Below are 24,938 nucleotides of genomic sequence, written 5' to 3'. Positions count from 1 at the left end.
CTGTCACCATCCCGGGGCCTCGAAGATGATCTGGTCGGTGGAGTCGGCGGCCMCCGCCTGCTGCTCGGCCGAGCTCACCGTCCAGGCCAGGATCGGGATGCCGCGCTTGCGCTGGCGCAGCGCGAAGCGAGTGGGCAGGTCCTCGACATCGATCGCCAGGAACTCGGGCCGCGCCCGCCACAGCGCCTTGATCTTCTCGGCGCCCTCCTCCTTGGCATATTCGCTGCTGTCCGACAGCATCAGCCCGCGCGTGATCCGGCTGCCATGCGATGCGAACCAGCGCGGCACCTCGCCATGGAGCGACATCACCGCGGCCTCGCCGCGATAGCCTTCGATCGCGTGACGCACGGCAACGCACAGCTGCGAAACATGGCCTTCGACGGCGCGCAGCTCGACGATGACCGGGGTGCGGCCCGCCACCACCGCAAGGATCTCGTCGAGCTTGGGGATGGTTTCCTCGGTGCCGTTGAGCCTGATCTGCGACAGCTGCTTGCTGGACAGGTGGCGGACCTGCCCGCTCTCGGCGGTCATGCGATCGAGGGTGGAATCCCGGAAGACATGGGCAAGCCCGTCGAGGCTGAACTGGACATCGATCTTGACGCCATAGCCATGCTCGACCGCGGCCTGCACCGCCGCCCGGCTATTCTCCGCGAGCCGGCTGCCGTGCAGCCCGCGATTGGCAAAGGGCGTGCGGGTCAGGTAGCCGACGCGGCGCGCGTCGGGAACCGGGAAGCGCCAGCGATCAAAGAGGCCGAACAGCGACAATCGCGTCGATCTCCACGGCAGCGCCGAGTGGCAGCACCGGCACCCCGACGGCGCTGCGGGCGTGGCGCCCGGCCTCGCCGAACACCGCCTGCATCAGCTCGGAAGCGCCATTGGCGACCTTCGGCTGCTCGGTGAAATCGGCGGTCGACGAGATGAAGGCGCCGAGCTTGACGATCCGCACGACCCGCGAGAGATCACCGCCCAGGGCCGCCTTGATCTGCGCGATCAGCATCACCGCGCAGCGCCGGGCCGCCTCGGCACCGGCGGACAGGTCGACATCCTGGCCCAGCCGCCCGAGGATCAGCGTCCCGTCCTCGCGAAACGGCAGCTGCCCGGAGATGTGGAGCAGGCCGCCGGCCTCGACCGCCGGTACATAGGCGGCAACGGGCGCAGCCGGGGCCGGAAGGACGATGTTCAGTTCGGCGAGGCGTGTGTCGATGCTCATGCGCTTTCTTTCTTGTACGCGTCGGCCAGCGTCAAGCCGACTCGCTGAAACGCGCGATGATCCACGGCAGCGCCTCGGCCCAGTCGTCGATGCGGGCATGCGCCTGCGGCGCCTTGGGGCGGTGGATCGCCACGCGCGGCTCCGCCACCATGTGCAGCCGCCAGACCTGCGGCGCGCGGCGGGCGACGGAGGCGTGATGATCGGGCAGGTCATCCACGAAGACCGTCGCGCTGGGCTGATATTCCGCCACGAGATCCGATACCGGCCGGCCCTTGCCGCCCTGGTTGCACTGGACGCGGTGGCGGATCCCGAGCGCATCGAGCTGGGCGACGCGGCTGCCGTGGAACTCGTCGGTCAGGTTGGTGAGGACGACGATATCGGCGAGCTCGGCGATCGTCGCGAGCGCGCGTGCGGCGTGCGGCACCAGCGTCTGGCGGTGCATCTCGGTGGTGAAGAAGCCGTCGAGCAGCGGCCAGATATGCTCCGGCTCGACGGCGCTGCGGTCGGCGCGGCGCGTGAGCGACCCGGTGAAATCGGCCCGCTCCATCGCGAAGTCGATATCATGCGCCTCCTCGAGCCAGTCGCGGAACGGCGCGACCATGTGCAGCAGCACCTCGTCGCAATCGGTGATCAGCAGCGGCCGATTCATGCCTGCAGCCGGTCCCTGGCGGCGACAAGCTCGGCGGGGCCGATTCCGATCGCCTCGGCGCAGGCGACCAGGTCGCGCTCATGGCCGGCGAGAAAATCGAGCAGCGCGGCGAGGATCGCCGGATCCCCCACCCCGGCGCGCAGGATATCGGGAGTCATCCCGGTCAGGTCGAGCAGCCGTCGTGCGCGGGCCGGATCCTCAAGCGTCCAGACAAGCGCCGAAAGCGAGAGCGACATCACGGCATCGTCCGGCGCACCACGTACTTTAGCGGGGTTTGATTCGGCCGGGGGCATGACTTACGATCTACAGTAGTTTAGATGGTGTAGCCGTGGCGAAGAAAGTCCTGATTGTCGAGGATAATGAGCTGAACCTTCGGCTCTTCCGAGACTTGTTGGAAGCCCATGGCGCCGAGGTCCGGACGGTTCGCGACGCGCGCGAGGCGCTCGGCGCAATCCGCAGCTTCCTGCCCCAGCTCGTGATCATGGACATCCAGTTGCCGCACATCAGCGGCGTTGAGCTGATCCGGCTGATGAAGGCCGAGGCGACCCTCGATTCGATCCCGGTGATGGCGGTGACCGCCTATGCCGGCAAGGGCGACGAAAGCCGCGTCCGCCAGGCCGGCGCCGACGCCTATGTCTCCAAACCAATCTCCGTAAGCCGCTTCGTTTCGGCGGTCGAGAGCCTCGCCGGGCCGTTGGGCGAAGGGTTCAAGCGGGCCAGCTGAGTTTTTGTCGAGGGTCTCCAAACAAAACGCAAACGCCCGCCGTTTCACGGGCGGGCGCTAAAGCCTGTCGAGCTGCCGGGCCGGCGCGCCGGCCTCGCGCTTACTTGATCTTGGCTTCCTTGAAATCCACATGCTTGCGCACGACCGGATCATATTTGCGGAAGCTGAGCTTCTCGGTCTGGGTGCGCGGATTCTTCTTGGTGACGTAGAAGAAGCCGGTATCAGCCGAGCTGACGAGCTTGATCTTGACAGTGGTCGGCTTGGCCATGACCCGAAACCCTTATGGATATAAAAAAGTAAAGCGGCGTCGCCGCCGCTGATCGGACGGCCCCTTAGCGGCGGACGATCGAAAGAGTCAAGCCAAACCGCGCCGCGGTGGTGAGGTAGTTTGATGCCCGGGGTTATGGAAAGCTGACATCGACCCCATACGGGCTTAGCGAAAATAACCTCGACCCCAATTGCCGCGTGGCGATCTCGTGGCGCTAGATGTTGGGCAGTTCGAAAATAAGGTCTGATCCGAACCGAATGCCACTCGACACCGGGTTACCTCAGCCCCATCGAATTCGAACTCGAAGCTGGGGTAGCCTGAATGAGCCTATCTCGGTGTCCATCAAACCGGCAGCAGCTCGGTCGATGCATGTTTGGATCGAGGCGGCGCATGGGATAAGCAGGCTTCAACCTGCGTAGGCACCCCCACGACACATGGTCGACAACGTTGAGCAGGCGTTAGCGAGACCAACCGAGGATGAGTCTCCATAACCCCATTTGAAACTGCCTCACCACCCGCGCCGCAACCCGTCGCGGCTGATCGACCGGTTCGATGGCACCGACGAAGGAAATTACCGCGACGGGCATGCGACCTTTTGCCACATTCGCCGTTGGAGAGCCGAATCGAACCCCCCGGAGGATCCATCATGGCCAAGAAACCGAAATCGCCGCTGGCGACGCCCACCGATCTGCAGAGCAACAGTGCGATGGGCGTCGCCGATGCTCTGAACGGCATATTGGCCGACAGCTTCGCGCTCTATTTCAAGACCAAGAACTTCCACTGGCATGTCTCGGGCCCGCATTTCCGCGACTATCATCTGATGCTCGACGATCAGGCGACGCAGATTCTCGCGACCACCGACGTGATCGCCGAGCGGGTCCGGAAGACCGGCAACACCACCCTCCGGTCGATAGGCGACATCGCGCGTCGCCAGACCATCCGGGACAACGACGCCGAGTTCGTCGCTGCGGGCGACATGCTCAACGAGCTGCGCGACGACAATCTGGCGCTCGTCGCCAAGCTGCGCCAGGCCAAGGACATCGTCGACGCGGCGAAGGACAATGCCACCAGCGGCATCCTCGACGACTGGACCGACCAGGCCGAGGAACGCGCCTGGTTCCTGTTCGAGACCGCCCGCAACGGGTAGGTCGCGGCTCGCTTGCGGGCACGCTTGACCTCCATCCCGGCTGCTCCTACCTCCTCCTCGTCATCCGGGGAGTAGCCGGCCGCCTTCGGCGGGAATCGCGTCAACATGCTTGGGGGAGACCTCATGGCGCGACCAGGGCCATCGGCTTCCCGCCAGTGCGCCTCGGCAAGACCGATGACACCGCACCCCTGCCTGCCGGGCGGGGGGGCGCGGTGTCGTCCGTCATCTGCCAGCCCGGCCCGGAACATGCATTGAACATCATCATCGCTTCTACATTGCTCGTCGCCCTTGCCGAGATCGGCGACAAGACGATGCTGCTCGCCATCATCCTCGCCGCGCGCTTCCGCGCGCCGGGGCAGATCATCGCTGGCATATTCGCCGCCACCATCGTCAATCATGCGCTGGCCGCCTGGGCGGGCTCGGCGATCTCGGGGCTGCTCGACGGCTATTGGTTCCGCCTCGCGGTGGCGATCGGCTTCCTGGGCATGGCGGCGTGGATCCTGATCCCCGACGGGATCGACGAAAGCGAAGCCGTCGCGCCGTCCCGCCACGGCGTGCTCATCACCACGGTGATCGCCTTCTTCATGGCCGAGATGGGGGACAAGACCCAGATCGCCACGGTCGCGCTCGGCGCGCGCTACCATGCCGTGGAGCTCGTCGCGATCGGCACCACGCTCGGCATGATGGCCGCCAACGTCCCGGCGGTGTTCCTCGGCGACCGGATCACCCGGATCGTGCCGATGCGGATCATGCGGATCGCAGCGGCGATCCTCTTCGCGATCCTGGGCGGGCTGGCGTTGCGCGAATTGCTGTGAATGGGCGCCTGGTGTCCGCATTTCCGAGCCGCCAGGTGATTCCACCCGACGGGAAAATGCTCTAGGCGGAGCCATGTCGCTCTACACCATGCTCCGCCCGCTGCTGTTCACCCTCGATGCCGAGCGGGCCCACCGCGCCACCATCCGCGCCCTGCGGCTCAAGCCGGTGGCGGCGCCGCCCGCCGCCGACGCACGGCTGGCGAGCGAGGTCGCGGGGCTGCGCTTCCCCAATCCCGTCGGTCTTGCCGCCGGCTTCGACAAGGACGCACAGGTGCCCGACGCCATGCTCGGCCTCGGCTTCGGCTTTGTCGAGGTGGGAACGCTGACGCCCTTTCCCCAGGCGGGAAATCCGCGCCCCCGGCTGTTCCGGCTGGTCGAGGACGAGGCCGTCATCAACCGCATGGGCTTCAACAATGGCGGCCAGGCCGCGGCCTATGAGCGGCTGCTCCGCCGCAACAGGCGGCCGGGCATCGTCGGCATCAACATCGGCGCCAACAAGGACGCCACCGACCGAATCGCCGACTATGCCCATGGCGTGCAGGTGATGGCGGGCCTGGCACGCTACCTGACGGTCAACATCTCGTCGCCCAACACGCCGGGGCTGCGCGCCCTGCAGGATCGCGGCGCGCTCGACGCGCTGCTCGCCGCGGTAATGGACGCGCGGGCAGCAAGCGGTGCCACGCCGCCGATCTTCCTCAAGGTCGCGCCCGATCTCGAGCCGGCCGATATCGACGATATCGCCGAGCTGGCGAGCGCGCACCGGCTCGATGGCCTGATCGTCTCGAACACCACCATCTCGCGCCCGCCGCTGCGCTCGCGCCATGGCGGCGAGGGCGGCGGACTGTCGGGCGCGCCGCTCAGGGATCTGGCGCAGCAGCGGCTCGCCGATTTCCGCAAGGCGACCGGCGGCGCCATGCCGCTGATAGCGGTAGGCGGCATCGCAAGCGCCGACGACGCCTATGCCCGCATCCGCGCGGGGGCCAGCCTGGTCCAGCTCTATTCGGCGCTGGTCTATGCGGGTCCGGGGCTGGCCCGGCGAATCAACCGCGGGCTGGTGAAGTTGCTCGATCGCGACGGCTTCGACACGATCGGGGAGGCGGTGGGGGCAGGCTGAAGGATGTCCGTCATGCCAGCGCGGGCTGGCATCTCGTGCGGTCAGGGCGCGCATCATTCTCCTGAGATGCCAGCCTTCGCTGGCATGACGGCTTGGGCAGGCGACGAGGAGCCGTGAAGACTTGCCGCGCGTCCCGAATAGAATAAGCATGGCGCCATGCTGCACCGCGCCGTAGCCCTCCTTGCCCTGCTCACCCCCCTCGCCGCCCAGGCCGGTGGCATCGTCGTCGCAACCGAACCGCGCGCCGCGGCGGCAGGCCAGGAGATCCTTCGCGAAGGCGGTAGTGCGGCGGATGCCGCGATGGCGACAATGGTCGCGCTCACCGTCACCGAACCGATGGCGACCGGAATCGGCGGCGGCGGCTTCCTGCTCCACCATGACGCCAGGACGGGGAAGATCGAGACGATCGACGCCCGGGAAACCGCGCCGGCATCGGCAGGCCCGACGCGATTTCTGGGCGCCGACGGCAAGCCCCTGCCCTATATGCAGGCGGTGCCCGGCGGTTATTCGGTCGGCATCCCCGGCGCCATTGCGCTGATGGCGGAGAGCCATCGCCGCTGGGGCAGGCTCAAATGGGCGAAGCTGTTCGCACCCGCGATCCGCCTCGCCGAGCGGGGCTTCACGCTGCTGCCCGACAACCCGCCCGGCCCCTATGCCGTCCAGCCGACGCTCGCCGCCCGGCTCAGGCAATATCAGCAGCTGTGGAAGGATTTCCCCGAGGCACAGGCAATCTACTGGAAGAACGGCGCGCCGCTCGGCGCGGGCGACCATCTGCGCAACCCCGCGCTGGCGCAAAGCCTGCGCGAAATTGCCGCGAAAGGCCCCGCCGCCTTCTACAAGGGCGCGATCGCCAGAAAGATCAGTGCCGCCGTCGCAGGTTCGAAGCGCAACCCGACGGCCCTGACGCCGGTCGATCTCGCCGGCTACCGGGTCAAGCCCCGCCCGCCGATCTGCGGCCTGTATCGCGGCTACAGGATCTGCGGAATGGGGCCATCCTCGTCGGGCGCGATCACCGATCTGATGATGCTCGGCATGCTCGAGCGATTCGACCTGGCGGCGCTGGGCAAGGATTCGCCAGTGGCCTGGCATCTGATCGGCGAAGCGATGCGGCTCGCCTATGCCGATCGCGACGCCTGGCTCGGCGACACCGACTTCGTGGCGGCGCCGGTCGCCGGGCTGCTCGACCCGGCCTATCTCGCCGAACGCTCGAAGCTGATCTCGCCCGATCGCACCTTGGGCGAATACAAGCCCGGCACGCCGCCCGGCGCGGCCAGGCTCGCCAGCGCCGCCCCGCCGCCGGAGGAGGGCACCAGCCATCTCGTCGTGATCGACGACAGCGGCGACATCGTCAGCATGACCTCCACCGTCGAAGCGCCTTTCGGCAGCCATCTCGTCGCAGGCGGCTTCTTCCTCAACAACGAGCTGACCGATTTCGCCTGGATGCCGGAGGCCGACGGCAAGCCCGTTCCCAATCGCCTCCAGCCGGGCAAGCGGCCGCTATCCTCGATGGCACCGACGATCGTCTATGCGCCCGATGGCAAGCCCTGGCTCGCGTTCGGATCGGGCGGCGGGCGCACGATCATCATGCACAGCCTGAAGACGATGATCGGCACGATCGACTGGAAGCTGCCGGCCGCCGAGGCGATCCGCCTGCCCAACCTGTTCTTCAACGGCCCCGCGCTGGTGGCGGAGCGCAACAGCTATCTCGAAGCCATGATCCCCGATCTGGCCCGGCTCGGCGAAATCGTCACCCCCGGCGACATCCCGTCGAAGATCATGGCCGTCGAACGCACGCCCGGCGGCTGGGTCGGCGCCGCCGATCCGCGCAGCCCCGGTGTCGCGCTTTCGCAATAGAGCGGGTCTATTTCGCTCGATCCAAATGAATGTGGGAAGAGGGACAGGTTGGGATATAGTCCGCACCGGGCGGCCGAGACCCGCCGGGGCAGGAGAGACGATGCGCGCATTCGAGCGGTTTCCCAATCTGGTGACGATGTTCTTCGCGCGCGCTGCGCAGAAGGGCGATGCGCCGTTCCTGTGGGCCAAGCGGGGCGGCAGCTGGAGTTCGCTGAGCTGGGCCGAAGTGGCGCGGCAGGTCGCCTCGCTCGCCGCCGCGCTGAAGGCGGAAGGCCTGAAGGACGGGGACCGGGTGCTGCTGGTCTCGGAAAACCGACCGGAATTCTGCATCGCCGATCTCGCGATCATGGCGGCCGGCTGCGTCACGGTGCCGACCTACACCACCAACACCCAGCGCGATCACGCCCATGTCCTCGAGAATAGCGGCGCGCGCGCCGCGATCGTATCGACCGCGAAGCTTGCGCAGACCCTGCTGCCGGCGATCGTCCGCTCGTCGACCTGCGAGTTCCTGATCGCGATGGAGCCGCTGCCGCCGGGCGGCACGCGCACCCTGTCCTTCGCGGCGATGGCGGGCGATCCGGATGCCGACGTCGCCGCCGCCGCCGGACGCGTCGCCGACGTGCGCCGCGAGGATCTCGCCTGCCTGATCTACACCAGCGGCACCGGCGGGGCGCCACGCGGCGTGCGTCAGCATCATGGCGCGATCCTGTGCAATGTCGAAGGATGCCTCGACATCATTTCCAGGGATTTCGGCTGGGGCGACGAGGTGTTCCTGTCCTTCCTGCCGCTGAGCCACGCCTATGAGCATAGCGGCGGCCAGTTCCTGCCGATCGGCCTGGGCGGGCAGATCTATTATGCCGAGGGGCTGGAGAAGCTCGCCGCCAATATCGAGGAAGTGCGCCCGACGATCATGGTTGTCGTGCCGCGCCTGTTCGAGCTGCTCCGCGCGCGGCTGATCAAGACGGTGGAGAAGCAGGGCGGGCTCGCCCGGAAGCTGCTCGACAAGGCGATCGAGCTCGGCAGCCGCGAGCGACTGCGGCTGTCCGATTATCCCTACAAGCTCGCGATCGACCTGCTGCTCAAGCCGAAGGTCGCGAAGAAGTTCGGCGGGCGCATCAAGGCGCTGGTCTCGGGCGGCGCGCCGCTCAACCCCGAGGTCGGGCAATTCTTCGCCTCGCTGGGGCTCACCCTGCTGCAGGGCTATGGCCAGACCGAGGCGGGTCCGGTGGTCGCCTGCAACCGTCCCGGTGCGGGCATCAGGCTCGACACGGTCGGCCCGCCGATGAAGGGTGTCGAGCTTCGCATCGCCGAGGACGGCGAGATATTGGTGCGCGGCGAGCTCGTCATGCACGGCTATTGGCGCAACGAGGCCGAGACCGAGCGCGTGCTCCGCGACGGCTGGCTCTATTCGGGCGACGTCGGCTTCCTCGACGAACAGGGCCGGCTTAAGATCACCGATCGCAAGAAGGACCTGATCGTCAACGACAAGGGCGACAATATCGCCCCGCAGAAGGTCGAGGGGATGCTCACACTGCAGCCTGAAATCGCGCAGGCGATGATCTGGGGCGATAGGCGGCCCTATGTGGTCGGGCTGGTCGTGCCCGACCAGGAATGGCTCGCCGGCTGGGCGGCGGAGAAGGGCCTGACGCCGGAGCTGGCGAAGCTTCGCGACGATCCCGACCTGCACCGCGCGCTGATGAGCGCGGTCGACCGCGTCAATGCCGAGTTGTCGGTGATCGAGCGGGTGCGCCGCATCACCATCGCCGACGAACCCTTCTCGATCGACAACGAACAGATGACGCCCTCGATGAAGAACCGCCGCCACGCGATCCGGGCGGTCTACGGCGACCGGCTCGAGGGGCTCTATCGCGCCTGAACCGGTGCCGAGGCCCGGAGGCTCAGTCCTTGAAGATGCCGCTGACCGTGTTCTTCGCCGACGGGTTGGAAGCATTGCCCTTGGGCGGCGCTTCCTTCTTCGGCTTGCGGACTTCCTTGGTCTTCTTTTGCTGGCCCTTGGCCATGACATATTCCTCCGGCAGGGGGCGCTGGTCACGCCGCGAAGTTCATCGGTCGTTCGTCACCCACAACGGCACCGAACGCCATGGCATGCGGGTGATGTCCGGCGATGGTAGCACCGCGACGCCACGCTCGCGCAATTCGGTGGCCGTGTCAGCATAGCTCTGGGCCAGATCGACATATTGCTGGCGAATCAGCGGATCGCTCGCGGCGGCGACCGCGACCAACGCCTTGTTGCGCAACTGATCGAGCATCCTGGTGTCGCAGGGCGGCATGGACATCGGCGTACTCCAGCGGGCAAGCGGCAGCGACCGCTTCCTACGGCTGAACGCCCGAAGGGGCAAATCGGCGCCATGGTCAGTGCCGATAACCGGGGATATACTATTGCCACGACAGGTTGGGAGAGGGTGATCATGGCGGCGGAACGGTTCGAGCGGCATCGGCAGCCCTGGACGCCCGACGAGATCCAGAAGCTCCACATCCTCGCCAAGAAGGGGATGGCCCTGAAGGCAATCGCCAAGGCGCTCAAGCGCAGCGAGGAGTCGGTGAAGGATCGCGCGAAGGGCGACAGCCTGAACATCGCCAAGCTACGCTGATCTGCACCGTCGGACGCGGCACATCACCCCCATATAAGGGGTGACAGGAAAGGGGTCATAGCGGATGGTGCGGCGGAGTTGATTATGCGTGGGGGAAAAGATGGCGCGCAGTGACGAATCGACACCGGCAATTCGGCCCGGCGCGTCCGAACGGATTTTCCGGGCCTTGGCCGCCGAGTTCCCGCGGCTGCACGATCGCCAATCCTTTCTCGACAGCGCTTCGTTGCGCGCCTGGTTCGACAAGGACGGCGAACCGGGCCTGAGCGACCATGAACGCCAGGCGGTGGCGCGCGCGCTGACCCGTCTCGTCAGCGACGGCACCATTTCGGAGGTACTGTGGCCGCGCGGCCATGCCGACAAGATCCAGCTGCCCGAACAGGGCATGATCGCGGTTTCGGTCAATCTCGGCTCGATGCGCGAGGAGCGGCTCGCCTGGGAAAGCCACCGCGAAGGCGCCGAACCCTCTCAGGAACGGATCGTCACCGAGATCATCAGCCGGTCGCGCAAATGGATCGAGGACAATCTGGACGGCGGCAAGCTCCCGCTGCTGCTGACCAATGCCAGCATCATCCATGGCTCGAACGCCTTCGATATCCTGATCAGCGCGTCCTATCGCAATCCCTACAACCTGCTGCGCTACACCCGCGAGGTGGTGCAGGTGGTCAACCATGTCGCCGGAACGCACACGATGCTGGTGGCGCAGAATTACGGCTTCCCCAATTTCATCGGGGCGAAGTAGCGCCGGTTCTCAATTTCACCTCATCGTCACCCTGACGATCCTGCAGATCGACCCCCATGTCGACTGGGCCGATGTCATCGTCGGCAATCGCCATGGCTATGGATCGCCGATGCGCCGCGCCGCGCAATATGAATGGGCAATATCTCGCGTCCAGATGAGCGGCCGGCTCCCTCCGCGTCGCTCGACAGGGCCGCGATGCGTTCGGCGCAAGCGGTCCTGTTCATGTCGGTCCTTTCCTGACGGGCCATGGCATCATCAGCGCGAACTGGAGCCTCAAGCTCGTGCCGCGGCGAGGCCGATCGAGCTGAGAATGGACGAAGCCAACCGCAAAGGCGAGCATCCGCCCGCCCGTCCGGCCGCTGCGGCCGGCATATCATAGGTGTGAACAGGGCCACGGCAGCCCTTGTCATCGGTGCGACCGGGGGCAAAGGGTGATCGGTACGGCTTCAGGCAGAACCATGAGCAGACTCCCTCTCGAAAACATCCGGGTTCTCGATCTCACCCGTGTCCTGGCGGGGCCGTTCGGATCGCAGGTGCTGGCCGACATGGGCGCGGACGTTATCAAGATCGAGCGGCCGGTCGTGGGCGACGATGCCCGCATCTTCGGAGAGCCCTATCTTCGCGACGACGAGGGCAATCGCACGCGCGAAAACGCCTTCTACCTATCGGTGAACCGCAACAAGCGCTCGGTTGCGCTCAATATCGCCAGCCCGCGCGGCCAGGCTTTGATTGCCCGGCTGGTGGCGTCCTGCGACGTCGTCATGGAGAATTACAAGGTCGGTGATCTCAAGCGCTACGGCCTCGATTACGAGAGCCTGAAGGCGATCAACCCGCGGATCATCTATTGCTCCGTCACCGGCTATGGCCAGGACGGGCCGCTGGCCTCCAAGCCCGGCTATGATGCGGTGTTCCAGGGCGAGTGCGGGCTGATGAGCGTGACGGGCGTGCCCGACGGCAAGCCGGGCGCCGGTCCGATGAAGGTCGGCCCCAGCATCATCGACCTGTTTACCGGCCTCAACGTCGCCAACGCCATCCTTGCAGCGCTCTACCATCGCGACGCGGGCGGCGGCGAAGGCCAGTATATCGATATCGCGCTGCTCGATTGCGGCGTGTCCGCCCTGTCGCATTATGCGCAGATCTACCTGACCTCGGGCGAGGTTCCGGTGCGGCGCGGAACGCAGGGCAATGGCGGCATGCCCACCAGCATGTTCCCCTGCAGCGATGGCGCGATCATGATCACCTCGGGCAACGACCGGCAATATGTCGCGCTGTGCGATGCGGTCGGGCATCCTGAACTGGCGACCCATCCGCGCTTCCATACCAATGTCCTGCGCGTGCAGCATCGCGACGAGATCACCGAGGTGTTCAACGCCATCTTCTGCGAGCGCACGGTGGACCATTGGCTGGAGAAACTGGGCGCGGCGGGCATTCCCAGCGGCCCGATCAACGATCTCGAACAGGTGTTCGATTATCCGCAGGCGCTGCACCGCGGGCTGCGCGTCCGCGCGCCGCACCCGCTCAAGCCGGATTTCGAAGTGGTCCGCAGCCCGCTCAACTTCTCCGCGACGCCGATCACGGATTATCGCGCCCCGCCGATGCTGGGGGAGCATACCCGCGAGGTGCTGGCGAACGAGCTGGGTCTGAGCGAGGCCGATATCGCTGCCCTCGCCGACGAGGGCGTGATCTGATCGTCACCCGATTCTCCGGGATCATGGATTAGCCGCTCCAGGCCATTGTCACCGAGCCTTCCTGGTTGTCAGATGCGTCCATCTGACGGAGATTCGCTCTGGACGAGGAAAGATGATCGGGATCAGCTTCGTGAGCACGGACGGAGAGGTGACGACCGTCGCGGCCGAGTGCGGCTTTTCGCTGATGGAAGTCGCGAAACGCAACGGCATTGCGGGAATCGTTGCCGAATGCGGTGGCGCGTGCGCCTGCGCGACCTGCCATGTCCATGTCGATGCCACGTGGCTGGAAGTCGTCGGCGCTCCGGGGCCGAACGAGGCCGACATGCTGGACTTCGCGCATGATAGGCGTCCCGATTCGCGGCTGTCCTGCCAGATACGGATTTCCCCCGCTCTCGATGGGCTGGTCGTCAGGGTGCCCGACGGCCAATATTGAGGGGGGGCAGCCTCGCCCCGCCGAGGCTTCAGACGCGTTCGACTGCCATCGCCAAGCCCATGCCGACCCCGATGCACAGCGCGGCCAGGCCACGTCGGCCGCCGCTCCGTTCGAGCTGGTGGACCAGCGTCATCGCGAGGCGCGCGCCCGACATGCCGAGTGGATGGCCGAGCGCGATCGCTCCGCCATTGGCGTTGACGTGCGGCGCGTCGTCGGCAAGCCCCAGTCCGCGCAGGACCGCGAGCGACTGGCTGGCGAAGGCCTCGTTGATCTCGAGGGCGTCGAAATCGCCGATCGTAAGGCCAAGGCGCTCCATCAGCTGCCGGGCCGCAGGCAATGGTCCGATGCCCATGATGCGCGGCTCGACGCCGGCCGAGGCCATGCCGAGGATGCGCGCGCGCGGCGTTAGGCCATGCGCTCTGGCCGCCGCCTCGCTAGCGATGATCATCGCCGCCGCCCCGTCATTGATCCCCGATGCATTGCCGGCGGTCACCGTGGCATCGGGGCCGAACAACGGCTTGAGCCTGGCCAGCGCTTCCATCGAGCTGTCCGCGCGGGGATGCTCGTCGACCGAGACTTCCGCTGTCTCGCCTTTCCTGCGGCCCGGCACTGCGACCGCCACGATTTCTTCGGCGTGGAATCCGTTCGCTTGCGCGGCGACCGCGCGCTGCTGGCTGCGCAGCGCGAAGCCGTCCTGGTCGGCGCGCGAGATGCCGTGCTCCTGCGCGACATTCTCGCCGGTGCGCGGCATCGTCTCGGTGCCATAAAGTGCGTCGAGCGCGGGATTGACGAAGCGCCAGCCCATCGTCGTGTCCTCGATCTTCTGGCCACGCCCGAAAGGGCCATCGGCCTTGCCCATCACGAAGGGCGCGCGCGTCATGCTTTCGACGCCACCGGCGATGGCGAGTTCGAGCTCATCCGAGCGGATCGCCCGCGCCGCCTGTCCGACCGCTTCGAGGCCCGAGGCGCATAACCGGTTGATGGTCACGCCCGGCACCGAACATGGCAGCCCGGCAAGCAACAGGCTCATTCGCGCCACGTTGCGATTATCCTCGCCCGACTGGTTGGCGCAGCCGTAGAAGACCTCCTGCAGCGCCGTGGGATCCAGCCCTGGATTGCGGGCGAGCAGGGCACGCATCGGCACCGCGCCCAGGTCGTCCGGCCGGACTCCCGCCAGAATGCCGCCATAGCGGCCGATCGGGGTACGGACGGCGTCGCAGATGAAGGCGTCGGGCATCGGGCGAACCTTTCGGATTGATCTGCCGGGCCTTCGAACCTTGGGGTCGATGCTGTCAATTGCGAGCGCAGCGCGCGGCGCGCCCATCACCTATCCGTAGAGATGCGCACGCGCCGGAGTCGGGCCTTTCGGCGGCCCACTCCGGCGCGGCTTCATCGCAGATCTTCGATCGATACCCAGCCCTTGCTGCCATAGGCATCGTTCACCTCGACGAACAGGCCTTGGCGAACACCCGTCGGCTTCAGCACCGTGCCGCTGCGCAGAGCCCGCACCGCCTGGCCGATAGCGGGCTGGGCGTAGAGCTTCGTGTCGACCGCGGTGGTGTAGGCGGGAGTCGTCGATACCGGCATGGCGCCGGCGGGCTTCACGCTCACCAGTGCTGCCCGCTGTGCGACGACGGCGTTGAACGCGACCACGAAGGCGCTCGCCAGCATCTGGCCGTCCTTCGAAGTAGCGTAGCCGCTGCCGACATAATCGCCATAGCCGCGGGCAATGATGTTCGCGCGGGCGGCGTCGGCATAGGGATTGCCGCCGAAGCCACCGAGACCGCCGATCGAGACCTGGGTCTTGCTCTGCTCACCCGATCCGTTGACGATCGTCTGGCCGGTCGCCGGGTTGATCACGCGCAGGCCGGCGGCCACCGTCTTCTTCTTGCCGCCGAAGCCGCCCAGCATGCCGAGCGCCTGGCCTCCAAAGGGGATGCCGCCCATCATCCGGCCGGCGGCGCCCGAGCGGACCAGGCCCTCGGTCAGCGCGGTCTGGGCGAGCCCGATGCCCTTGTCGACCTCCTCCTTGTCGCCGGCGATGGCGTTGACGAGGAAATCGGCGGGCGCGCCGCTGCCGTTCGCCTGCAGCGTGAAGCAGCCGCTCTGCACCGCCATCGCCGCGATCAGGTCGCGCGGGCTGTTCAGCCCATATTTGGTCCAGCCCTGGGTGTCGCCATCGACGACCGCGATGCTGCCGATCGCGGCATCGCATTTCGCCAGCGTCACCGGCGCGTCGGCCGCAAGCGCGGACGTGGCAGAAAGCGCGGCCGCCATCGGCGCCAATATGACGTTCTTCATGATCATGAACCCCCGTTCCTCTCCAGGCCGGAGCATAGGCTCTTCGTTCCCCCGAATCGCATTCCGGCCACGGCCGAGACTATCGAAACGCCCCGCCTTGGCTATGATATAACGCACTGCGGGACAGCGACGGGCGATGGGCTTTTGCGTCGCGCGCGATGCGTTGCTATGGCGCGCGCGGCTTCCTCTCTTCGTGATTGAGATTTTCGTGACCGTTCCGATCGACCGCATCCGCAATTTTTCGATCATCGCCCATATCGACCATGGCAAGTCGACTCTGGCCGACCGCCTGATCCAGCAGACCGGCGGGCTCACCGAGCGCGAGATGTCGGCACAGGTGCTCGACAATATGGACATCGAGAAGGAGCGCGGGATCACCATCAAGGCGCAGACCGTGCGCCTCGATTACACCGCGAAGGACGGCAAGACCTATGTCCTGAACCTGATGGACACGCCCGGCCATGTCGACTTCGCCTATGAAGTGTCGCGCAGCCTGGCCGCCTGCGAGGGCGCGCTCCTGGTGGTCGACGCCGCGCAGGGCGTCGAGGCGCAGACGCTTGCCAATGTGTATCAATCGATCGAGCATGATCATGAGATCGTGCCGGTGATCAACAAGATCGACCTGCCCGCCGCCGAACCCGACAAGGTGAAGAAGGAGATCGAGGACATCATCGGCCTGCCCGCCGACGATGCGGTGCTCGCCAGCGCCAAGTCCGGCATCGGCATCGTCGAGGTGCTCGAGGCGATCGTCACCCGCATCCCGCCGCCCAAGGGCGACCGCGAGGCGCCGCTGAAGGCGATGCTGGTCGACAGCTGGTACGATCCCTATCTGGGAGTGGTCATCCTGGTGCGCGTCGTCGAAGGCGTGCTCAGGAAGGGCCAGCAGATCAAGTTCATGCAGCATGGCACGCTGCACCTCGTCGACCGGGTCGCGTGCATGCGTCCCAAGCTGGAGCAGCTCAGCGAACTAGCGGCAGGCGAGATCGGCATCATCACCGCGCAGATCAAGGAGGTCAGCCAGACCCGGGTCGGCGACACGATCACCGACGCCAAGAAGCCGACCGCCGAGGCGCTGCCCGGCTTCAAGGAAGTCCAGCCGGTGGTGTTCTGCGGCCTGTTCCCGGTCGACGCCGCCGATTTCGAGAAATTGCGCGACAGCCTCTACAAGCTGCGGCTCAACGACGCGTCGTTCAGCTTCGAGGCCGAATCCTCGGCGGCGCTGGGCTTCGGCTTCCGCTGCGGTTTCCTGGGGCTGCTCCACCTCGAGATCATCCAGGAGCGGCTGACCCGCGAATATGACCTCGACCTGATCACCACAGCGCCATCGGTGGTGTACCGGATCAAGCTCGCGCACGGCAAAGGCGAGATCGAGCTGCACAACCCCGCCGACATGCCTGACATCATGCAGATCGCTGCTATCGAGGAGCCGTGGATCGAAGCGACGATCTATGTCCCCGACGAATATCTCGGTTCGCTGCTGAAGCTGTGCCAGGACCGGCGCGGCATCCAGAAGAACCTTACCTATGTCGGCGGCCGCGCGCAGATCACCTACGAGCTGCCGCTGAACGAGGTGGTGTTCGACTTCTACGACCGGCTCAAGTCGATCAGCCGCGGCTATGCGAGCTTCGACTATCACCAGATCGGCTATCGCGAGGGCGACCTCGTCAAGATGACGATCATGGTCAACAGCGAACCGGTCGACGCGCTGAGCATGATCGTCCATCGCGGGACTGCCGAATCGCGCGGCCGCGGTATGTGCGAGCGGCTGAAGGACCTGATCCCGCGCCACCTGTTCAAGATCCCGGTTCAGGCCGCGATCGGCGGCAAGGTGATCGCCCGCGAGACGATCGCGGCGATGCGCAAGGATGTGACCGCCAAATGCTATGGCGGCGATGCCAGCCGCAAGCGCAAGCTGCTCGACAAGCAGAAGGAGGGCAAGAAGCGGATGCGCGAATATGGCAGCGTCAGCATCCCGCAGGAGGCCTTCATCGCCGCGCTCAGGATGGGGGACGAGGGCTGAGCAGGCGCATGGAGGACCAAATCCTCCATTGGGCGGCGCTTGAGTTCGCGCCTTGGCGGGGCGTGCGGCTGGATGGCTTGGCGCGGCGCCAGCGCAGTATTGCAGCAGCCTCGCCGTCGATCTTCCTGTTCCATGCCGCAGATGGACAGGTCGCTTTCGAAGCCAAGCCCGGCGCGGATCCGCTCCATCTGCAACGCGCGGAGCTTTATCGGGCCTTTTTCGAGCGCACGATCCGCGATTTCGCGGTCGACGCGCGGGGAAGTTTTCTGATCGGCGTGCACGACCGCGGCCATTCTCGTTATGACGTTCCCGTGTTCGAATATCAGAAGCAGCGCGGCGCGGACACGATGCTGCTGCCGGACGTAGATTTGCTCGCGATGGGCTTCCTGGCGGATGAGTGTTTTGAGGACGGGGTTGCCTTTGCAGATAAGAAGGACGAGGCGATCTTCGTCGGATCGACCACTGGCGGGATCATTTCCGCCGCCACCGTCCACACGCTGGAGCATCCGAGGCTGCGGGCCGCAGTATATTTCAAGGATAAGCCCGGCATAACTTTCGAGTTGCCGGTGATCGTCCAGTGCGACTCCCCCGAAACGGAAGCGTTGGTCGCGGCGCTGGACGTTGGTGGCCGCCGCCGAACCTGGGCCGAGCAGTTTTGCTACAAATATCTGCTGTCCATCGACGGCAACGGCGCCAACTGCTCGCGCGTCGCGCTGGCGCTGCGCAGCCACTCGCTGCTCGTCAAATATAACTCGCCCTGGCAGCTATTCTATTTCCACGGGCTCGAGGCTTGGCACCACTATCTGCCGGTGCGGCGCGACGATGACGTGGTGGCGATCCTCGGACGCGCGGAGGACACGGCGGCCCGGGATGCCACGATCGTTGCCAATGCAAACGCCTTTGCGAGGGAGTATATCTCGGAGCAGTCCTGCCAGCGCTTCACCGCCGACTTGCTCCGCCAATATTTCGCGCAGTTCGACAGCCTCGCCTGAACAGATATCAAGCGGCTATATCAAGAATTTCACGGGCTCGGCGGCAGCATCGCTCCGCAAAGCCGGTGTCACCCTCCAGGTCGGGCGGCGGACCACAACGCCCCTTGTCGATCCGCCGCCCCTTGGCGGGGGGCTGGAAGTCTCCTCCCTGTGTGTCCCCGGCCGGCTGGATCGGGGGGAGGACAGCCGACCGGGTACTTGTTCCGGCTTGCGCCGATTCCGCTATGACGGTGCCCGCGCCGCCTTCAGTGGCGGCTGCGGGGGATATGCTCGCGCGGCAAGCGGAGTCGCTCGATTTCCGAGGCCACCGCTTTCCACAGGCCGACGCCGTAGCTGTCGCCATCGCGGATCAGGACGCCGATGCGGCTGGCGACATAGCTGTCGGTCTGGTCGCCGAAATCGTCGATCACGCGTCTTGCGAAGTCCCGGATCATGCTGGTCTCCATCACGCTGCTACTCTTCTTCTCCGACTGGGACATGCCCTAGATCAATCCTTCCGCACGCAGGCTGCGCCAGCCGGTGCGCGCGACGATGAGGTGGTCATGGACGGCGATCTCCAGCGGGCGCGCTGCTGCGACGAGATGTGCCGTCGCCTTGACGTCGGCCTGGCAGGGTGTCGGATCGCCCGACGGATGATTGTGGACGATGATCAGCGCCGTTGCCCCGATCTCCAGCGAGCGCTTCAATATCTCCCGTGGGTAGAGCGGCGCCTGGTTCACCGTACCGCGCGCCATGACCTCGTCGCGCAACAGGCGGTTGGTCGAGTTCAGGAACAGCACCCGCAGATGCTCGATGTTGTTATAGGCCATGCTCGCGAACAGATAATTGGTGAGCGCTTCCGAGGTGGAGAGGATCGGGCTCTGGCCGAGCTCGGTCCGCAGCGAATGCAGCATCGCCACCCGTACGGCCAGCAGGAAGCTCACCACCTGGGGGTCTTCCGGCAGGCAGGCGTGCAGGGCGCCCTGCTCGGCGGCGAGGATCGCCGGCATGCTGCCGAACTCGTCGAGCAACTCGTCGACGATGGCGCCCATGTGGGGCACGCCGAGCGGTTGCAGCAGGTCTTCTAATATCGCGCGGCATTGCCCCTGGTTGGAAGGGAAGCCTGGCGCCGCCGGTGATTCGACGTACCGATCGCTATGCCCGCGAGCATCGGATAGGCCCAGAATTCCTGCGCGCTCGCGTAGGCCAGCGACGCCACCGAAGGATCTGCGAGGCTGGCCACATGGATGGTCACTGCGATCAAATGGAAGGATGTTACCCATATCGGCCAATATCGATCACTATAGAGTGTCAGGTTGACGAACGCCGCGAGCACCAGGAGATCTATGATGAAGATGCCGAGCTCGGGCGACTGCCATTCCTGGTGGGATGCCATGACCAGCGACAGGATCGATCCTGCCACCATGATCGCGGCGCCTGCCCGCTCGGGCCAGCCTCCGATCCATCCCGCGTAGGAAGAGACCGAGACGAGCGCGAGCAGATAGATCAGCTGATATAGGAAGGGAGGCATGCCGGGACCGGATCATGAACTGGTGCTCCGATCAAGCATTAGGTGAACGACCGCCCTGCCTATTCGACGAACGTCAGGCCGCGACGCTCGCCACCTCGGTGAGGTGGGTAACCTGCGCCTGTGCCGGTGGCTTGGGGACGAGGCCGCCGAGCGAAACCGTCCGCAGGCCGATCTGGTCCTTGGTGACGGCAAGTTCGCGGTGGCTGGCGATCATCTGCGCCCGGGCCCGAACCAGCGCCGAGAAGCTCTCGGCGGCATATTCAAGGGCTTCCTGGCCGGTTTCGCAGGGCAGCTCGGCTTCGACGCGTGCGGTGGGGAGGAAGCCGGTCAGATCGGCGGTGCGGGCGATGGCGATATCGATGGCGTGTTCAGCCGCCATCAGGCGATCGGCTACATCCTGCGCAACTTCGCGACGCTTCATGATGGTCATGCGATTGAACATGTGAGTCTCCCTTCGCGCGGCCACCCTTGGGGCCAGCGCGTCCCTGCTGGACGATGCTGTGAAAACTAGATGAGCGCCTTAGGCTAGAAAGAGCCGCCTCAGCGCATCGATACCGGCGAGAAGGCCGCCGAAGGCCAGGGCCGAGGCTATAGCGATCGAAACGATCCAGCCCAGCCGCTGCACGATATTTAGGTCATTGCGCTCCCTTCCCGGCGTTGGGAAAGGCAGATTGACGAAGCCGCCGCTGGCGAAGGCGGGGGTTCGGAACGCGATTTGTTCCTCCCGTACCGCAGTGCCTTGAAAGCCGGTGTCACCCTGCCGAACCCCCTGAATGTCGGACAACCCGACAGTGGCAGGGACTGGCGCCGGAGCAACATGCGGCGATTGATATATGGCTGATTGATATGGAGTCGGGCTCTCGTATTTCGCGAGGATTCGTGCCGCTTCGAAGCGGTTTGCGACCCCCAAGGCCTGGATCGCCATGCGCAGCCGCTGGTCGACCGTATGGGGGGAAATCCCCAGTTCCCGGGCGATATCCTTGGACGAAAGATGCATCAATACCATGCGCAGGCAGGTGCGCTGCGCCTCGGTGAGTTTCTGGATGCGATCCGATTCCATGGCGTCGTTCATATCGCCAAACCTCGACTGTGTAAAATCCGGTACTACCGCACTGATATGCCTCTTTTTCGCCGCAGCGGTCCCAACGTGCCGTCACGGCACCTAGTTTACGGCATCGTAACCGTTTTTGGGGCGCGATTCGCCGCTCGATCGCGCGGCACCAGGCATTGCGGTGACGGCGCCATGACCCTAGACTCCGTGAATATGGCAGGGGGGGACCATCGCGGAGCGGCGCGAATCGCGATTGTCGGGACGGGCTATGTCGCCGATCTCTACATGCCGTCGCTGCGCAGCTTTCCCGGGCTCGAGATCGTCGGCGCGTGGGACATCGATCCGCAGCGGCTTTCAGCCTTTGCAGGGCGGTGGAAGCTTCCTGCGGCCGCGAGCTTCGAGGCGCTGGCGGCGCGCCGGCCCGATATCCTGCTCAACCTCACCAATCCGCACGCGCATGCGATCGTGACGGCTGCCGCGCTCGACGCCGGCATCCATGTCTGGTGTGAAAAGCCGCTCGCCCTGTCGATGGCCGAAGCGGAGGACCTGGTCGCGCGAGCGGCGGCGCGGGGCCTGCATCTCGCCTCGGCGCCGTGCAGCCTGCTCGGCCAGGCCGCGCAGACCGCTTGGGGCGCGCTGCGGGCGGGACGGATCGGGAAGCCGAGGCTCGCCTATGCCGAGCTCGACGATGATTTCCTGCCGGCGTCGCCCTATCGCAGCTGGCGCTCGGCCAGCGGCGCGCCCTGGCCGGCCGCGGACGAGTTCGCCACCGGCTGCACGCTCGAACATGCCGGTTATTATCTCGGCTGGCTGATGGCGATGTTCGGCCCGGTGCGCCGGCTGGTCGCCGGATCGGCGCGGGTGCTCGACACGGCACAGACGGGGGCAGGGCACCACACGCCGGATTATAGCTCGGCCAGCCTGTTCTTCGATGACATGGTGGCGCGGTTGACCTGCTCGATCGTCGCCCGCCATGATCACCGGCTGCGCATCTTCGGCGACGATGGCGTGCTCGAGATCGACGAAGCCTGGGCCAATGGCGCGGCGGTGCGGGTGCGCCGGCGCCATGTGATCCGGCGGCGGCTGATCAACAGCCCATTCGCGACCCGGGTTCGACCGTCCGGTTCGGGTCACCCGATGGTCGGGCGGCGCGGCGCGGCCTCGATGAACTTCGCGCTCGGCGTGGCCGAGATGGCGCGCGCGATCGCACAAGGGGCCACGCCCCGGCTGGCTGGGGATTTCGCGCTTCACCTGACCGAGGTTTCGCTCGCGATGCAGGCGGGCGGCGAGCAGGAGATGCGCACCGGCTTCGCACCGATGGCGCCGATGGACTGGGGAGGCTGATGCCGCCGGTGCGCTTTGCCGTGCAGGGCCGCGGCCGGATGGCGGCGACGATGCGGGGGTTGATCGGCGATGCCGGCGAAGATGCGGCCGACGCCGTCTATATAGCCGGGCGCAACCGCGATCATGCGGCCCGGTCGATCGCGGCGCTCGAAGCCGGCAAGGCAGTGCTGTGCGAGAAGCCCTTCGCCATGAGCGTCGGCGAGGCCGAGCAGGTCGTGGCGTTGTCGCGGCAAAAGGGCCTCCTCTATATGGAGGCGGTCCCGACGCCCTTCCTGCCGGCGGTCGCTGCGGCGCTGGAGGTCGCCCGGTCGGGGCGGCTGGGCAGGCTTCGCAAACTCGAAGCCAGCTTCGGCTACCCGATTTCGAGGGCGTCCCACCCGCGCCTGTTCGAGGGCGATGGCGGCGTCCTGGCCGATCGCGCGGTCTATCCGCTGTTGCTGGCGCTGATCGCGCTGGGGCCGGTCGAGCGCGGCGAGGCGACCGTCGAGCGCGATGCCCAGGGCGTCGACGTCGCCGCGCGCTTCGCCTTGCACCATGCCAGTGGCAGCCGGTCGGATCTTGCCATTTCGTTCGGCATGCTGCTCGACAACAGCCTGTGGATCGCCGGTGATGCCGGTGCGGTCGAAGTAGCGCCGCCACTGCTGAGCGCGCAACGCTTCAACGTCCTGCCGATGCGGCGACCGGCACCGTCCCGCCGCTGGCGCCGGTTTCGGCAGAATCCGGCGGTCGGGCGGCTCTGCGACATCGCCGGCCGCTTCGGCGGTGGCTGGCTTCCCCATGCGGGCGCGATCCATATGCATTTGGTCGAGCATTTCTCGGCGCTGGTCCGCGCGGGCGCCGTGGAGAGCCCGGTCGTCACCCATGAGCGCATGCTCGCGGTCGTGCGCCTGATCGAGCAGGCGCGGCGCGAATGAAGCTCGCCTATCTCCTCAACAGCTATCCGATGACCAGCACGACCTTCATCCGGCGCGAGATCGCCGCGATCGAGAGGGCAGGGGTGCCGGTCAAGCGCTTCGCGGTGCGCGCCTGGTCCGAACAGCTGGTCGATCCGCACGACATCGAGGAGCGCGGCCGCACCGAATATCTGCTGACCGGCAAGGCGGTGCGGCTGGTCGCCGGCATGGCCTGCTACGCCGCCGTCCATCCGCGCGCTTTCGGGAAGGCGTTTCGAGCGGCCGGCGCGATGCGCCGCGCGGCGGGTGGCGGCTTCGTCCGTCATGCCGCCTATCTCGCGCAGGCGATCCGGCTGACGCGGCGCTGCGCCGCTCTCGGCATCGATCATCTCCACGCCCATTTCTCGACCAACGCCGCGGCCGTGGCGATGTTGTGCCGCCTGCTCGGCGGGCCGGGCTACAGCTTCACGGTCCACGGCCCGGACGAACTCGAGAATTTCGCCGCCAACAGCCTCACCAAGAAGGTCGAGCATGCCGCCGCCGTGGTCGCGATCAGCGGCTATTGCCGCGACCGGCTGCGCCGCGAACTGCCCGAGCGGTTATGGAGCCGCATCAGCGTGATAGCCTGCGGCCTCGACCTGCTGGACTATCCCGTGACGCCCGGCCCGCCGTCGATCAGCGATCAGCTTCTCAGCGTCGGTCGGCTCTGTCCGCAAAAGGGGCAGGTCGAAATTCCCGCGGCGGTCGCGGCGGTGGCGGAGGATCATCCTGGCCTGTCGGTGATGCTGATCGGCGATGGCGAAAGCCGGGCCGCGGTGGAGAACCAGATCGCGAGCACCGGCACCCGCGGCCGAATCGCGCTGCTCGGCTGGCGCAGCAATGCCGAGGTGCTCCGCCGGATCGGCGAGGCCAGGGCGCTGCTGCTGCCCAGCCACGCCGAAGGCTTGCCGATCGCGATCATGGAGGCGTTCGCGATGGGCCGCCCGGTGATCACGACCAGCATCGCCGCCATCCCCGAGCTGGTCGACGCGCGATGCGGCTGGCTGGTTGCGCCGGGCGACGCCAAGGGGCTTGTGGCGGCGATCCGGTCGGCGATGGACGCCAGCCCCGCCGCGCTGGCGGACATGGGTCGGGAGGGGCGCAGGCGCGTCGAAGCGCGGCACGACATCGCCAGGATCGCACCGCAGCTGATTGCACTGTTCGAGGGCGCCGGCCGCGATTTCCAGGTCGTCAGGTGATTCCACCTGACTGGAAAACGCTTTATGCGGCGGCGACCAGCACGGCGAGGCGCGCGGCGATGCTGTCGAGCGGTGCGGCGTGGGTGGCGGCGTGCCGGTCTTCGGCGCGCAGGATCGCCGCGATCGAGGCGCAGCGCTGGCCGACATGGTCGAGCGCCTGGAGATGGGTGATGTGGCGCGCCGTAACGTCGCTATCGCAGATGAGCGCGACGCCGAGCGCCTCCAGCTGCTCGCGTGCCGTCTCGAGTTCTTCGGCGAGCATCGCAAGCAAGGCGTCCTGACTGATCGAGGTCATCGAGCGGTTCCTCCGTCAGAGGGTGTCGGCAATGCGGCGGC

30 protein-coding genes and 1 riboswitch are annotated in these 24,938 nt (G+C 66.4%); of the genes, 15 read left to right on the top strand and 15 right to left on the bottom strand.

The annotated features are described in order from the left end of the window. Positions 1-3: 3 nt before the first annotated feature. Genes AC1DQK_RS14040 through AC1DQK_RS14025 form a run of 4 tightly spaced genes read right to left on the bottom strand, consistent with a single transcriptional unit; the run spans position 4 to position 2,095 of the window. Entirely contained in the window at positions 4-765 is a 762-nt protein-coding gene (locus tag AC1DQK_RS14040; protein ID WP_477871526.1) for a glycerophosphodiester phosphodiesterase family protein, read from the bottom strand. Further along, positions 743-1,210 (bottom strand): RidA family protein, encoded by a 468-nt coding sequence (locus AC1DQK_RS14035; protein ID WP_477871524.1) that lies wholly within the window; start codon positions 1,208-1,210, stop codon positions 743-745. The genes AC1DQK_RS14040 and AC1DQK_RS14035 overlap by 23 nt, the downstream gene beginning before the upstream one ends. A gap of 31 nt (positions 1,211-1,241) precedes the next feature. Next, a complete protein-coding gene (locus AC1DQK_RS14030) occupies positions 1,242-1,859 on the bottom strand; it encodes an HAD family hydrolase (protein ID WP_477871522.1) in 618 nt (205 codons plus the stop codon). Next, on the bottom strand, positions 1,856-2,095 hold the full coding sequence (locus tag AC1DQK_RS14025; protein WP_477871520.1) for a DUF3572 family protein: 240 nt from the start codon (positions 2,093-2,095) through the stop codon (positions 1,856-1,858). Before AC1DQK_RS14025 ends, AC1DQK_RS14030 begins: the two co-directional genes overlap by 4 nt. Positions 2,096-2,187: 92 nt before the next feature. Between AC1DQK_RS14025 and AC1DQK_RS14020 the strand changes: the two genes are divergently transcribed. Continuing rightward, positions 2,188-2,583 (top strand): response regulator, encoded by a 396-nt coding sequence (locus tag AC1DQK_RS14020; RefSeq protein WP_477871518.1) that lies wholly within the window; start codon positions 2,188-2,190, stop codon positions 2,581-2,583. Positions 2,584-2,683: 100 nt separating this feature from the next. Here AC1DQK_RS14020 and rpmG read toward each other — a convergent pair whose 3' ends face one another. Beyond that, positions 2,684-2,851 (bottom strand): 50S ribosomal protein L33, encoded by a 168-nt coding sequence (gene rpmG / locus AC1DQK_RS14015; RefSeq protein WP_019516727.1) that lies wholly within the window; start codon positions 2,849-2,851, stop codon positions 2,684-2,686. 646 nt (positions 2,852-3,497) lie between these two features. Between rpmG and AC1DQK_RS14010 the strand changes: the two genes are divergently transcribed. The 5 genes from AC1DQK_RS14010 to AC1DQK_RS13990 all read left to right on the top strand — a co-directional run bounded on the left by AC1DQK_RS14010 (position 3,498) and on the right by AC1DQK_RS13990 (position 9,657). Beyond that, positions 3,498-3,998 (top strand): Dps family protein, encoded by a 501-nt coding sequence (locus tag AC1DQK_RS14010; protein WP_477871516.1) that lies wholly within the window; start codon positions 3,498-3,500, stop codon positions 3,996-3,998. A 53-nt stretch (positions 3,999-4,051) separates the two neighbouring features. After that, positions 4,052-4,162: riboswitch (yybP-ykoY riboswitch) on the top strand. 87 nt (positions 4,163-4,249) lie between these two features. Next, positions 4,250-4,813: a TMEM165/GDT1 family protein gene (locus AC1DQK_RS14005; protein ID WP_477871768.1), complete on the top strand. Its 564-nt coding sequence runs from the start codon at positions 4,250-4,252 to the stop codon at positions 4,811-4,813. Positions 4,814-4,886: 73 nt separating this feature from the next. After that, complete coding sequence (locus tag AC1DQK_RS14000) at positions 4,887-5,927, top strand: quinone-dependent dihydroorotate dehydrogenase (protein ID WP_477871514.1); 1,041 nt, start codon at positions 4,887-4,889, stop codon at positions 5,925-5,927. A 156-nt stretch (positions 5,928-6,083) separates the two neighbouring features. Beyond that, a complete protein-coding gene (ggt, locus tag AC1DQK_RS13995) occupies positions 6,084-7,781 on the top strand; it encodes a gamma-glutamyltransferase (protein ID WP_477871512.1) in 1,698 nt (565 codons plus the stop codon). A gap of 100 nt (positions 7,782-7,881) precedes the next feature. Further along, positions 7,882-9,657, top strand: coding sequence for an AMP-dependent synthetase/ligase (locus tag AC1DQK_RS13990; RefSeq protein ID WP_477871510.1), 1,776 nt, complete (start codon positions 7,882-7,884; stop codon positions 9,655-9,657). 22 nt (positions 9,658-9,679) lie between these two features. On the opposite strand, the gene AC1DQK_RS13985 is transcribed toward AC1DQK_RS13990, so the two are convergent. Then, positions 9,680-9,802 carry a hypothetical protein gene (locus tag AC1DQK_RS13985; RefSeq protein ID WP_477871508.1) on the bottom strand — a complete coding sequence of 41 codons (123 nt, stop codon included), beginning with the start codon at positions 9,800-9,802 and terminating at the stop codon, positions 9,680-9,682. A gap of 42 nt (positions 9,803-9,844) precedes the next feature. Further along, positions 9,845-10,078, bottom strand: a complete 234-nt coding sequence (locus AC1DQK_RS13980; RefSeq protein ID WP_477871506.1) for a hypothetical protein — start codon at positions 10,076-10,078, stop codon at positions 9,845-9,847. A gap of 132 nt (positions 10,079-10,210) precedes the next feature. On the opposite strand from AC1DQK_RS13980, the gene AC1DQK_RS13975 reads away from it, so the two are divergent. The 4 genes from AC1DQK_RS13975 (at position 10,211) to AC1DQK_RS13960 (ending at position 13,253) form a co-directional block, all read left to right on the top strand. Beyond that, positions 10,211-10,393: a hypothetical protein gene (locus AC1DQK_RS13975; protein ID WP_477871766.1), complete on the top strand. Its 183-nt coding sequence runs from the start codon at positions 10,211-10,213 to the stop codon at positions 10,391-10,393. Between the two features lie 100 nt (positions 10,394-10,493). After that, positions 10,494-11,132: a hypothetical protein gene (locus tag AC1DQK_RS13970; RefSeq protein ID WP_477871504.1), complete on the top strand. Its 639-nt coding sequence runs from the start codon at positions 10,494-10,496 to the stop codon at positions 11,130-11,132. 458 nt (positions 11,133-11,590) lie between these two features. Next, entirely contained in the window at positions 11,591-12,820 is a 1,230-nt protein-coding gene (locus AC1DQK_RS13965) for a CaiB/BaiF CoA transferase family protein (RefSeq protein ID WP_477871502.1), read from the top strand. Positions 12,821-12,950: 130 nt separating this feature from the next. After that, positions 12,951-13,253, top strand: a complete 303-nt coding sequence (locus AC1DQK_RS13960; RefSeq protein WP_477871500.1) for a 2Fe-2S iron-sulfur cluster-binding protein — start codon at positions 12,951-12,953, stop codon at positions 13,251-13,253. A 28-nt stretch (positions 13,254-13,281) separates the two neighbouring features. On the opposite strand, the gene pcaF is transcribed toward AC1DQK_RS13960, so the two are convergent. Together pcaF and AC1DQK_RS13950 are read right to left on the bottom strand one after the other, a co-directional pair. Beyond that, positions 13,282-14,490 (bottom strand): 3-oxoadipyl-CoA thiolase, encoded by a 1,209-nt coding sequence (gene pcaF, locus AC1DQK_RS13955; RefSeq protein ID WP_477871498.1) that lies wholly within the window; start codon positions 14,488-14,490, stop codon positions 13,282-13,284. Positions 14,491-14,642: 152 nt separating this feature from the next. Beyond that, on the bottom strand, positions 14,643-15,560 hold the full coding sequence (locus AC1DQK_RS13950; RefSeq protein WP_477871496.1) for an SH3 domain-containing protein: 918 nt from the start codon (positions 15,558-15,560) through the stop codon (positions 14,643-14,645). A 202-nt stretch (positions 15,561-15,762) separates the two neighbouring features. On the opposite strand from AC1DQK_RS13950, the gene lepA reads away from it, so the two are divergent. Next, positions 15,763-17,574, top strand: coding sequence for a translation elongation factor 4 (gene lepA / locus AC1DQK_RS13945; RefSeq protein ID WP_477871494.1), 1,812 nt, complete (start codon positions 15,763-15,765; stop codon positions 17,572-17,574). Between the two features lie 8 nt (positions 17,575-17,582). Beyond that, positions 17,583-18,566 carry a glycosyl transferase family 90 gene (locus tag AC1DQK_RS13940; protein ID WP_477871492.1) on the top strand — a complete coding sequence of 328 codons (984 nt, stop codon included), beginning with the start codon at positions 17,583-17,585 and terminating at the stop codon, positions 18,564-18,566. A 245-nt stretch (positions 18,567-18,811) separates the two neighbouring features. On the opposite strand, the gene AC1DQK_RS13935 is transcribed toward AC1DQK_RS13940, so the two are convergent. The 5 genes from AC1DQK_RS13935 to AC1DQK_RS13915 all read right to left on the bottom strand — a co-directional run bounded on the left by AC1DQK_RS13935 (position 18,812) and on the right by AC1DQK_RS13915 (position 21,148). After that, entirely contained in the window at positions 18,812-19,045 is a 234-nt protein-coding gene (locus AC1DQK_RS13935; RefSeq protein ID WP_477871490.1) for a DUF6961 family protein, read from the bottom strand. A gap of 3 nt (positions 19,046-19,048) precedes the next feature. Beyond that, positions 19,049-19,597: a JAB domain-containing protein gene (locus AC1DQK_RS13930; RefSeq protein ID WP_477871488.1), complete on the bottom strand. Its 549-nt coding sequence runs from the start codon at positions 19,595-19,597 to the stop codon at positions 19,049-19,051. Positions 19,598-19,629: 32 nt separating this feature from the next. Continuing rightward, complete coding sequence (locus AC1DQK_RS13925; protein ID WP_477871486.1) at positions 19,630-20,076, bottom strand: hypothetical protein; 447 nt, start codon at positions 20,074-20,076, stop codon at positions 19,630-19,632. A gap of 73 nt (positions 20,077-20,149) precedes the next feature. Continuing rightward, positions 20,150-20,518: a hypothetical protein gene (locus AC1DQK_RS13920; protein WP_477871484.1), complete on the bottom strand. Its 369-nt coding sequence runs from the start codon at positions 20,516-20,518 to the stop codon at positions 20,150-20,152. A gap of 78 nt (positions 20,519-20,596) precedes the next feature. Next, positions 20,597-21,148 carry a helix-turn-helix domain-containing protein gene (locus AC1DQK_RS13915; protein WP_477871482.1) on the bottom strand — a complete coding sequence of 184 codons (552 nt, stop codon included), beginning with the start codon at positions 21,146-21,148 and terminating at the stop codon, positions 20,597-20,599. Positions 21,149-21,319: 171 nt separating this feature from the next. On the opposite strand from AC1DQK_RS13915, the gene AC1DQK_RS13910 reads away from it, so the two are divergent. Genes AC1DQK_RS13910 through AC1DQK_RS13900 form a run of 3 tightly spaced genes read left to right on the top strand, consistent with a single transcriptional unit; the run spans position 21,320 to position 24,602 of the window. After that, positions 21,320-22,471 (top strand): Gfo/Idh/MocA family protein, encoded by a 1,152-nt coding sequence (locus AC1DQK_RS13910; RefSeq protein ID WP_477871480.1) that lies wholly within the window; start codon positions 21,320-21,322, stop codon positions 22,469-22,471. Then, positions 22,471-23,385, top strand: coding sequence for a Gfo/Idh/MocA family protein (locus AC1DQK_RS13905; protein WP_477871478.1), 915 nt, complete (start codon positions 22,471-22,473; stop codon positions 23,383-23,385). The genes AC1DQK_RS13910 and AC1DQK_RS13905 overlap by 1 nt, the downstream gene beginning before the upstream one ends. Then, complete coding sequence (locus tag AC1DQK_RS13900) at positions 23,382-24,602, top strand: glycosyltransferase family 4 protein (RefSeq protein ID WP_477871476.1); 1,221 nt, start codon at positions 23,382-23,384, stop codon at positions 24,600-24,602. The genes AC1DQK_RS13905 and AC1DQK_RS13900 overlap by 4 nt, the downstream gene beginning before the upstream one ends. 22 nt (positions 24,603-24,624) lie before the next feature. Here AC1DQK_RS13900 and AC1DQK_RS13895 read toward each other — a convergent pair whose 3' ends face one another. Continuing rightward, positions 24,625-24,897: a hypothetical protein gene (locus tag AC1DQK_RS13895; RefSeq protein WP_477871474.1), complete on the bottom strand. Its 273-nt coding sequence runs from the start codon at positions 24,895-24,897 to the stop codon at positions 24,625-24,627. Positions 24,898-24,938 lie beyond the last annotated feature (41 nt).

The sequence above is a fragment of the Rhizorhabdus sp. P4_G5 genome, assembly GCF_056401065.1.
Note: the sequence above shows the minus strand (reverse complement) of the source record. Positions and strands in the feature narration are given on the sequence as shown.

Coding starts and splice junctions, on each gene's coding strand:
- AC1DQK_RS14035 (WP_477871524.1), bottom strand. CDS start 1,210: ATGAGCATCGACACACGCCTCGCCGAACTGAACATCGTCCTTCCGGCC.
- AC1DQK_RS14030 (WP_477871522.1), bottom strand. CDS start 1,859: ATGAATCGGCCGCTGCTGATCACCGATTGCGACGAGGTGCTGCTGCAC.
- AC1DQK_RS14025 (WP_477871520.1), bottom strand. CDS start 2,095: ATGTCGCTCTCGCTTTCGGCGCTTGTCTGGACGCTTGAGGATCCGGCC.
- rpmG (WP_019516727.1), bottom strand. CDS start 2,851: ATGGCCAAGCCGACCACTGTCAAGATCAAGCTCGTCAGCTCGGCTGAT.
- AC1DQK_RS14010 (WP_477871516.1), top strand. CDS start 3,498: ATGGCCAAGAAACCGAAATCGCCGCTGGCGACGCCCACCGATCTGCAG.
- AC1DQK_RS14000 (WP_477871514.1), top strand. CDS start 4,887: ATGTCGCTCTACACCATGCTCCGCCCGCTGCTGTTCACCCTCGATGCC.
- ggt (WP_477871512.1), top strand. CDS start 6,084: ATGCTGCACCGCGCCGTAGCCCTCCTTGCCCTGCTCACCCCCCTCGCC.
- AC1DQK_RS13990 (WP_477871510.1), top strand. CDS start 7,882: ATGCGCGCATTCGAGCGGTTTCCCAATCTGGTGACGATGTTCTTCGCG.
- AC1DQK_RS13985 (WP_477871508.1), bottom strand. CDS start 9,802: ATGGCCAAGGGCCAGCAAAAGAAGACCAAGGAAGTCCGCAAGCCGAAG.
- AC1DQK_RS13980 (WP_477871506.1), bottom strand. CDS start 10,078: ATGTCCATGCCGCCCTGCGACACCAGGATGCTCGATCAGTTGCGCAAC.
- AC1DQK_RS13975 (WP_477871766.1), top strand. CDS start 10,211: ATGGCGGCGGAACGGTTCGAGCGGCATCGGCAGCCCTGGACGCCCGAC.
- AC1DQK_RS13970 (WP_477871504.1), top strand. CDS start 10,494: ATGGCGCGCAGTGACGAATCGACACCGGCAATTCGGCCCGGCGCGTCC.
- AC1DQK_RS13965 (WP_477871502.1), top strand. CDS start 11,591: ATGAGCAGACTCCCTCTCGAAAACATCCGGGTTCTCGATCTCACCCGT.
- pcaF (WP_477871498.1), bottom strand. CDS start 14,490: ATGCCCGACGCCTTCATCTGCGACGCCGTCCGTACCCCGATCGGCCGC.
- AC1DQK_RS13950 (WP_477871496.1), bottom strand. CDS start 15,560: ATGATCATGAAGAACGTCATATTGGCGCCGATGGCGGCCGCGCTTTCT.
- AC1DQK_RS13940 (WP_477871492.1), top strand. CDS start 17,583: ATGGAGGACCAAATCCTCCATTGGGCGGCGCTTGAGTTCGCGCCTTGG.
- AC1DQK_RS13935 (WP_477871490.1), bottom strand. CDS start 19,045: ATGTCCCAGTCGGAGAAGAAGAGTAGCAGCGTGATGGAGACCAGCATG.
- AC1DQK_RS13930 (WP_477871488.1), bottom strand. CDS start 19,597: ATGGGCGCCATCGTCGACGAGTTGCTCGACGAGTTCGGCAGCATGCCG.
- AC1DQK_RS13925 (WP_477871486.1), bottom strand. CDS start 20,076: ATGCCTCCCTTCCTATATCAGCTGATCTATCTGCTCGCGCTCGTCTCG.
- AC1DQK_RS13920 (WP_477871484.1), bottom strand. CDS start 20,518: ATGTTCAATCGCATGACCATCATGAAGCGTCGCGAAGTTGCGCAGGAT.
- AC1DQK_RS13915 (WP_477871482.1), bottom strand. CDS start 21,148: ATGAACGACGCCATGGAATCGGATCGCATCCAGAAACTCACCGAGGCG.
- AC1DQK_RS13910 (WP_477871480.1), top strand. CDS start 21,320: ATGACCCTAGACTCCGTGAATATGGCAGGGGGGGACCATCGCGGAGCG.
- AC1DQK_RS13905 (WP_477871478.1), top strand. CDS start 22,471: ATGCCGCCGGTGCGCTTTGCCGTGCAGGGCCGCGGCCGGATGGCGGCG.
- AC1DQK_RS13900 (WP_477871476.1), top strand. CDS start 23,382: ATGAAGCTCGCCTATCTCCTCAACAGCTATCCGATGACCAGCACGACC.
- AC1DQK_RS13895 (WP_477871474.1), bottom strand. CDS start 24,897: ATGACCTCGATCAGTCAGGACGCCTTGCTTGCGATGCTCGCCGAAGAA.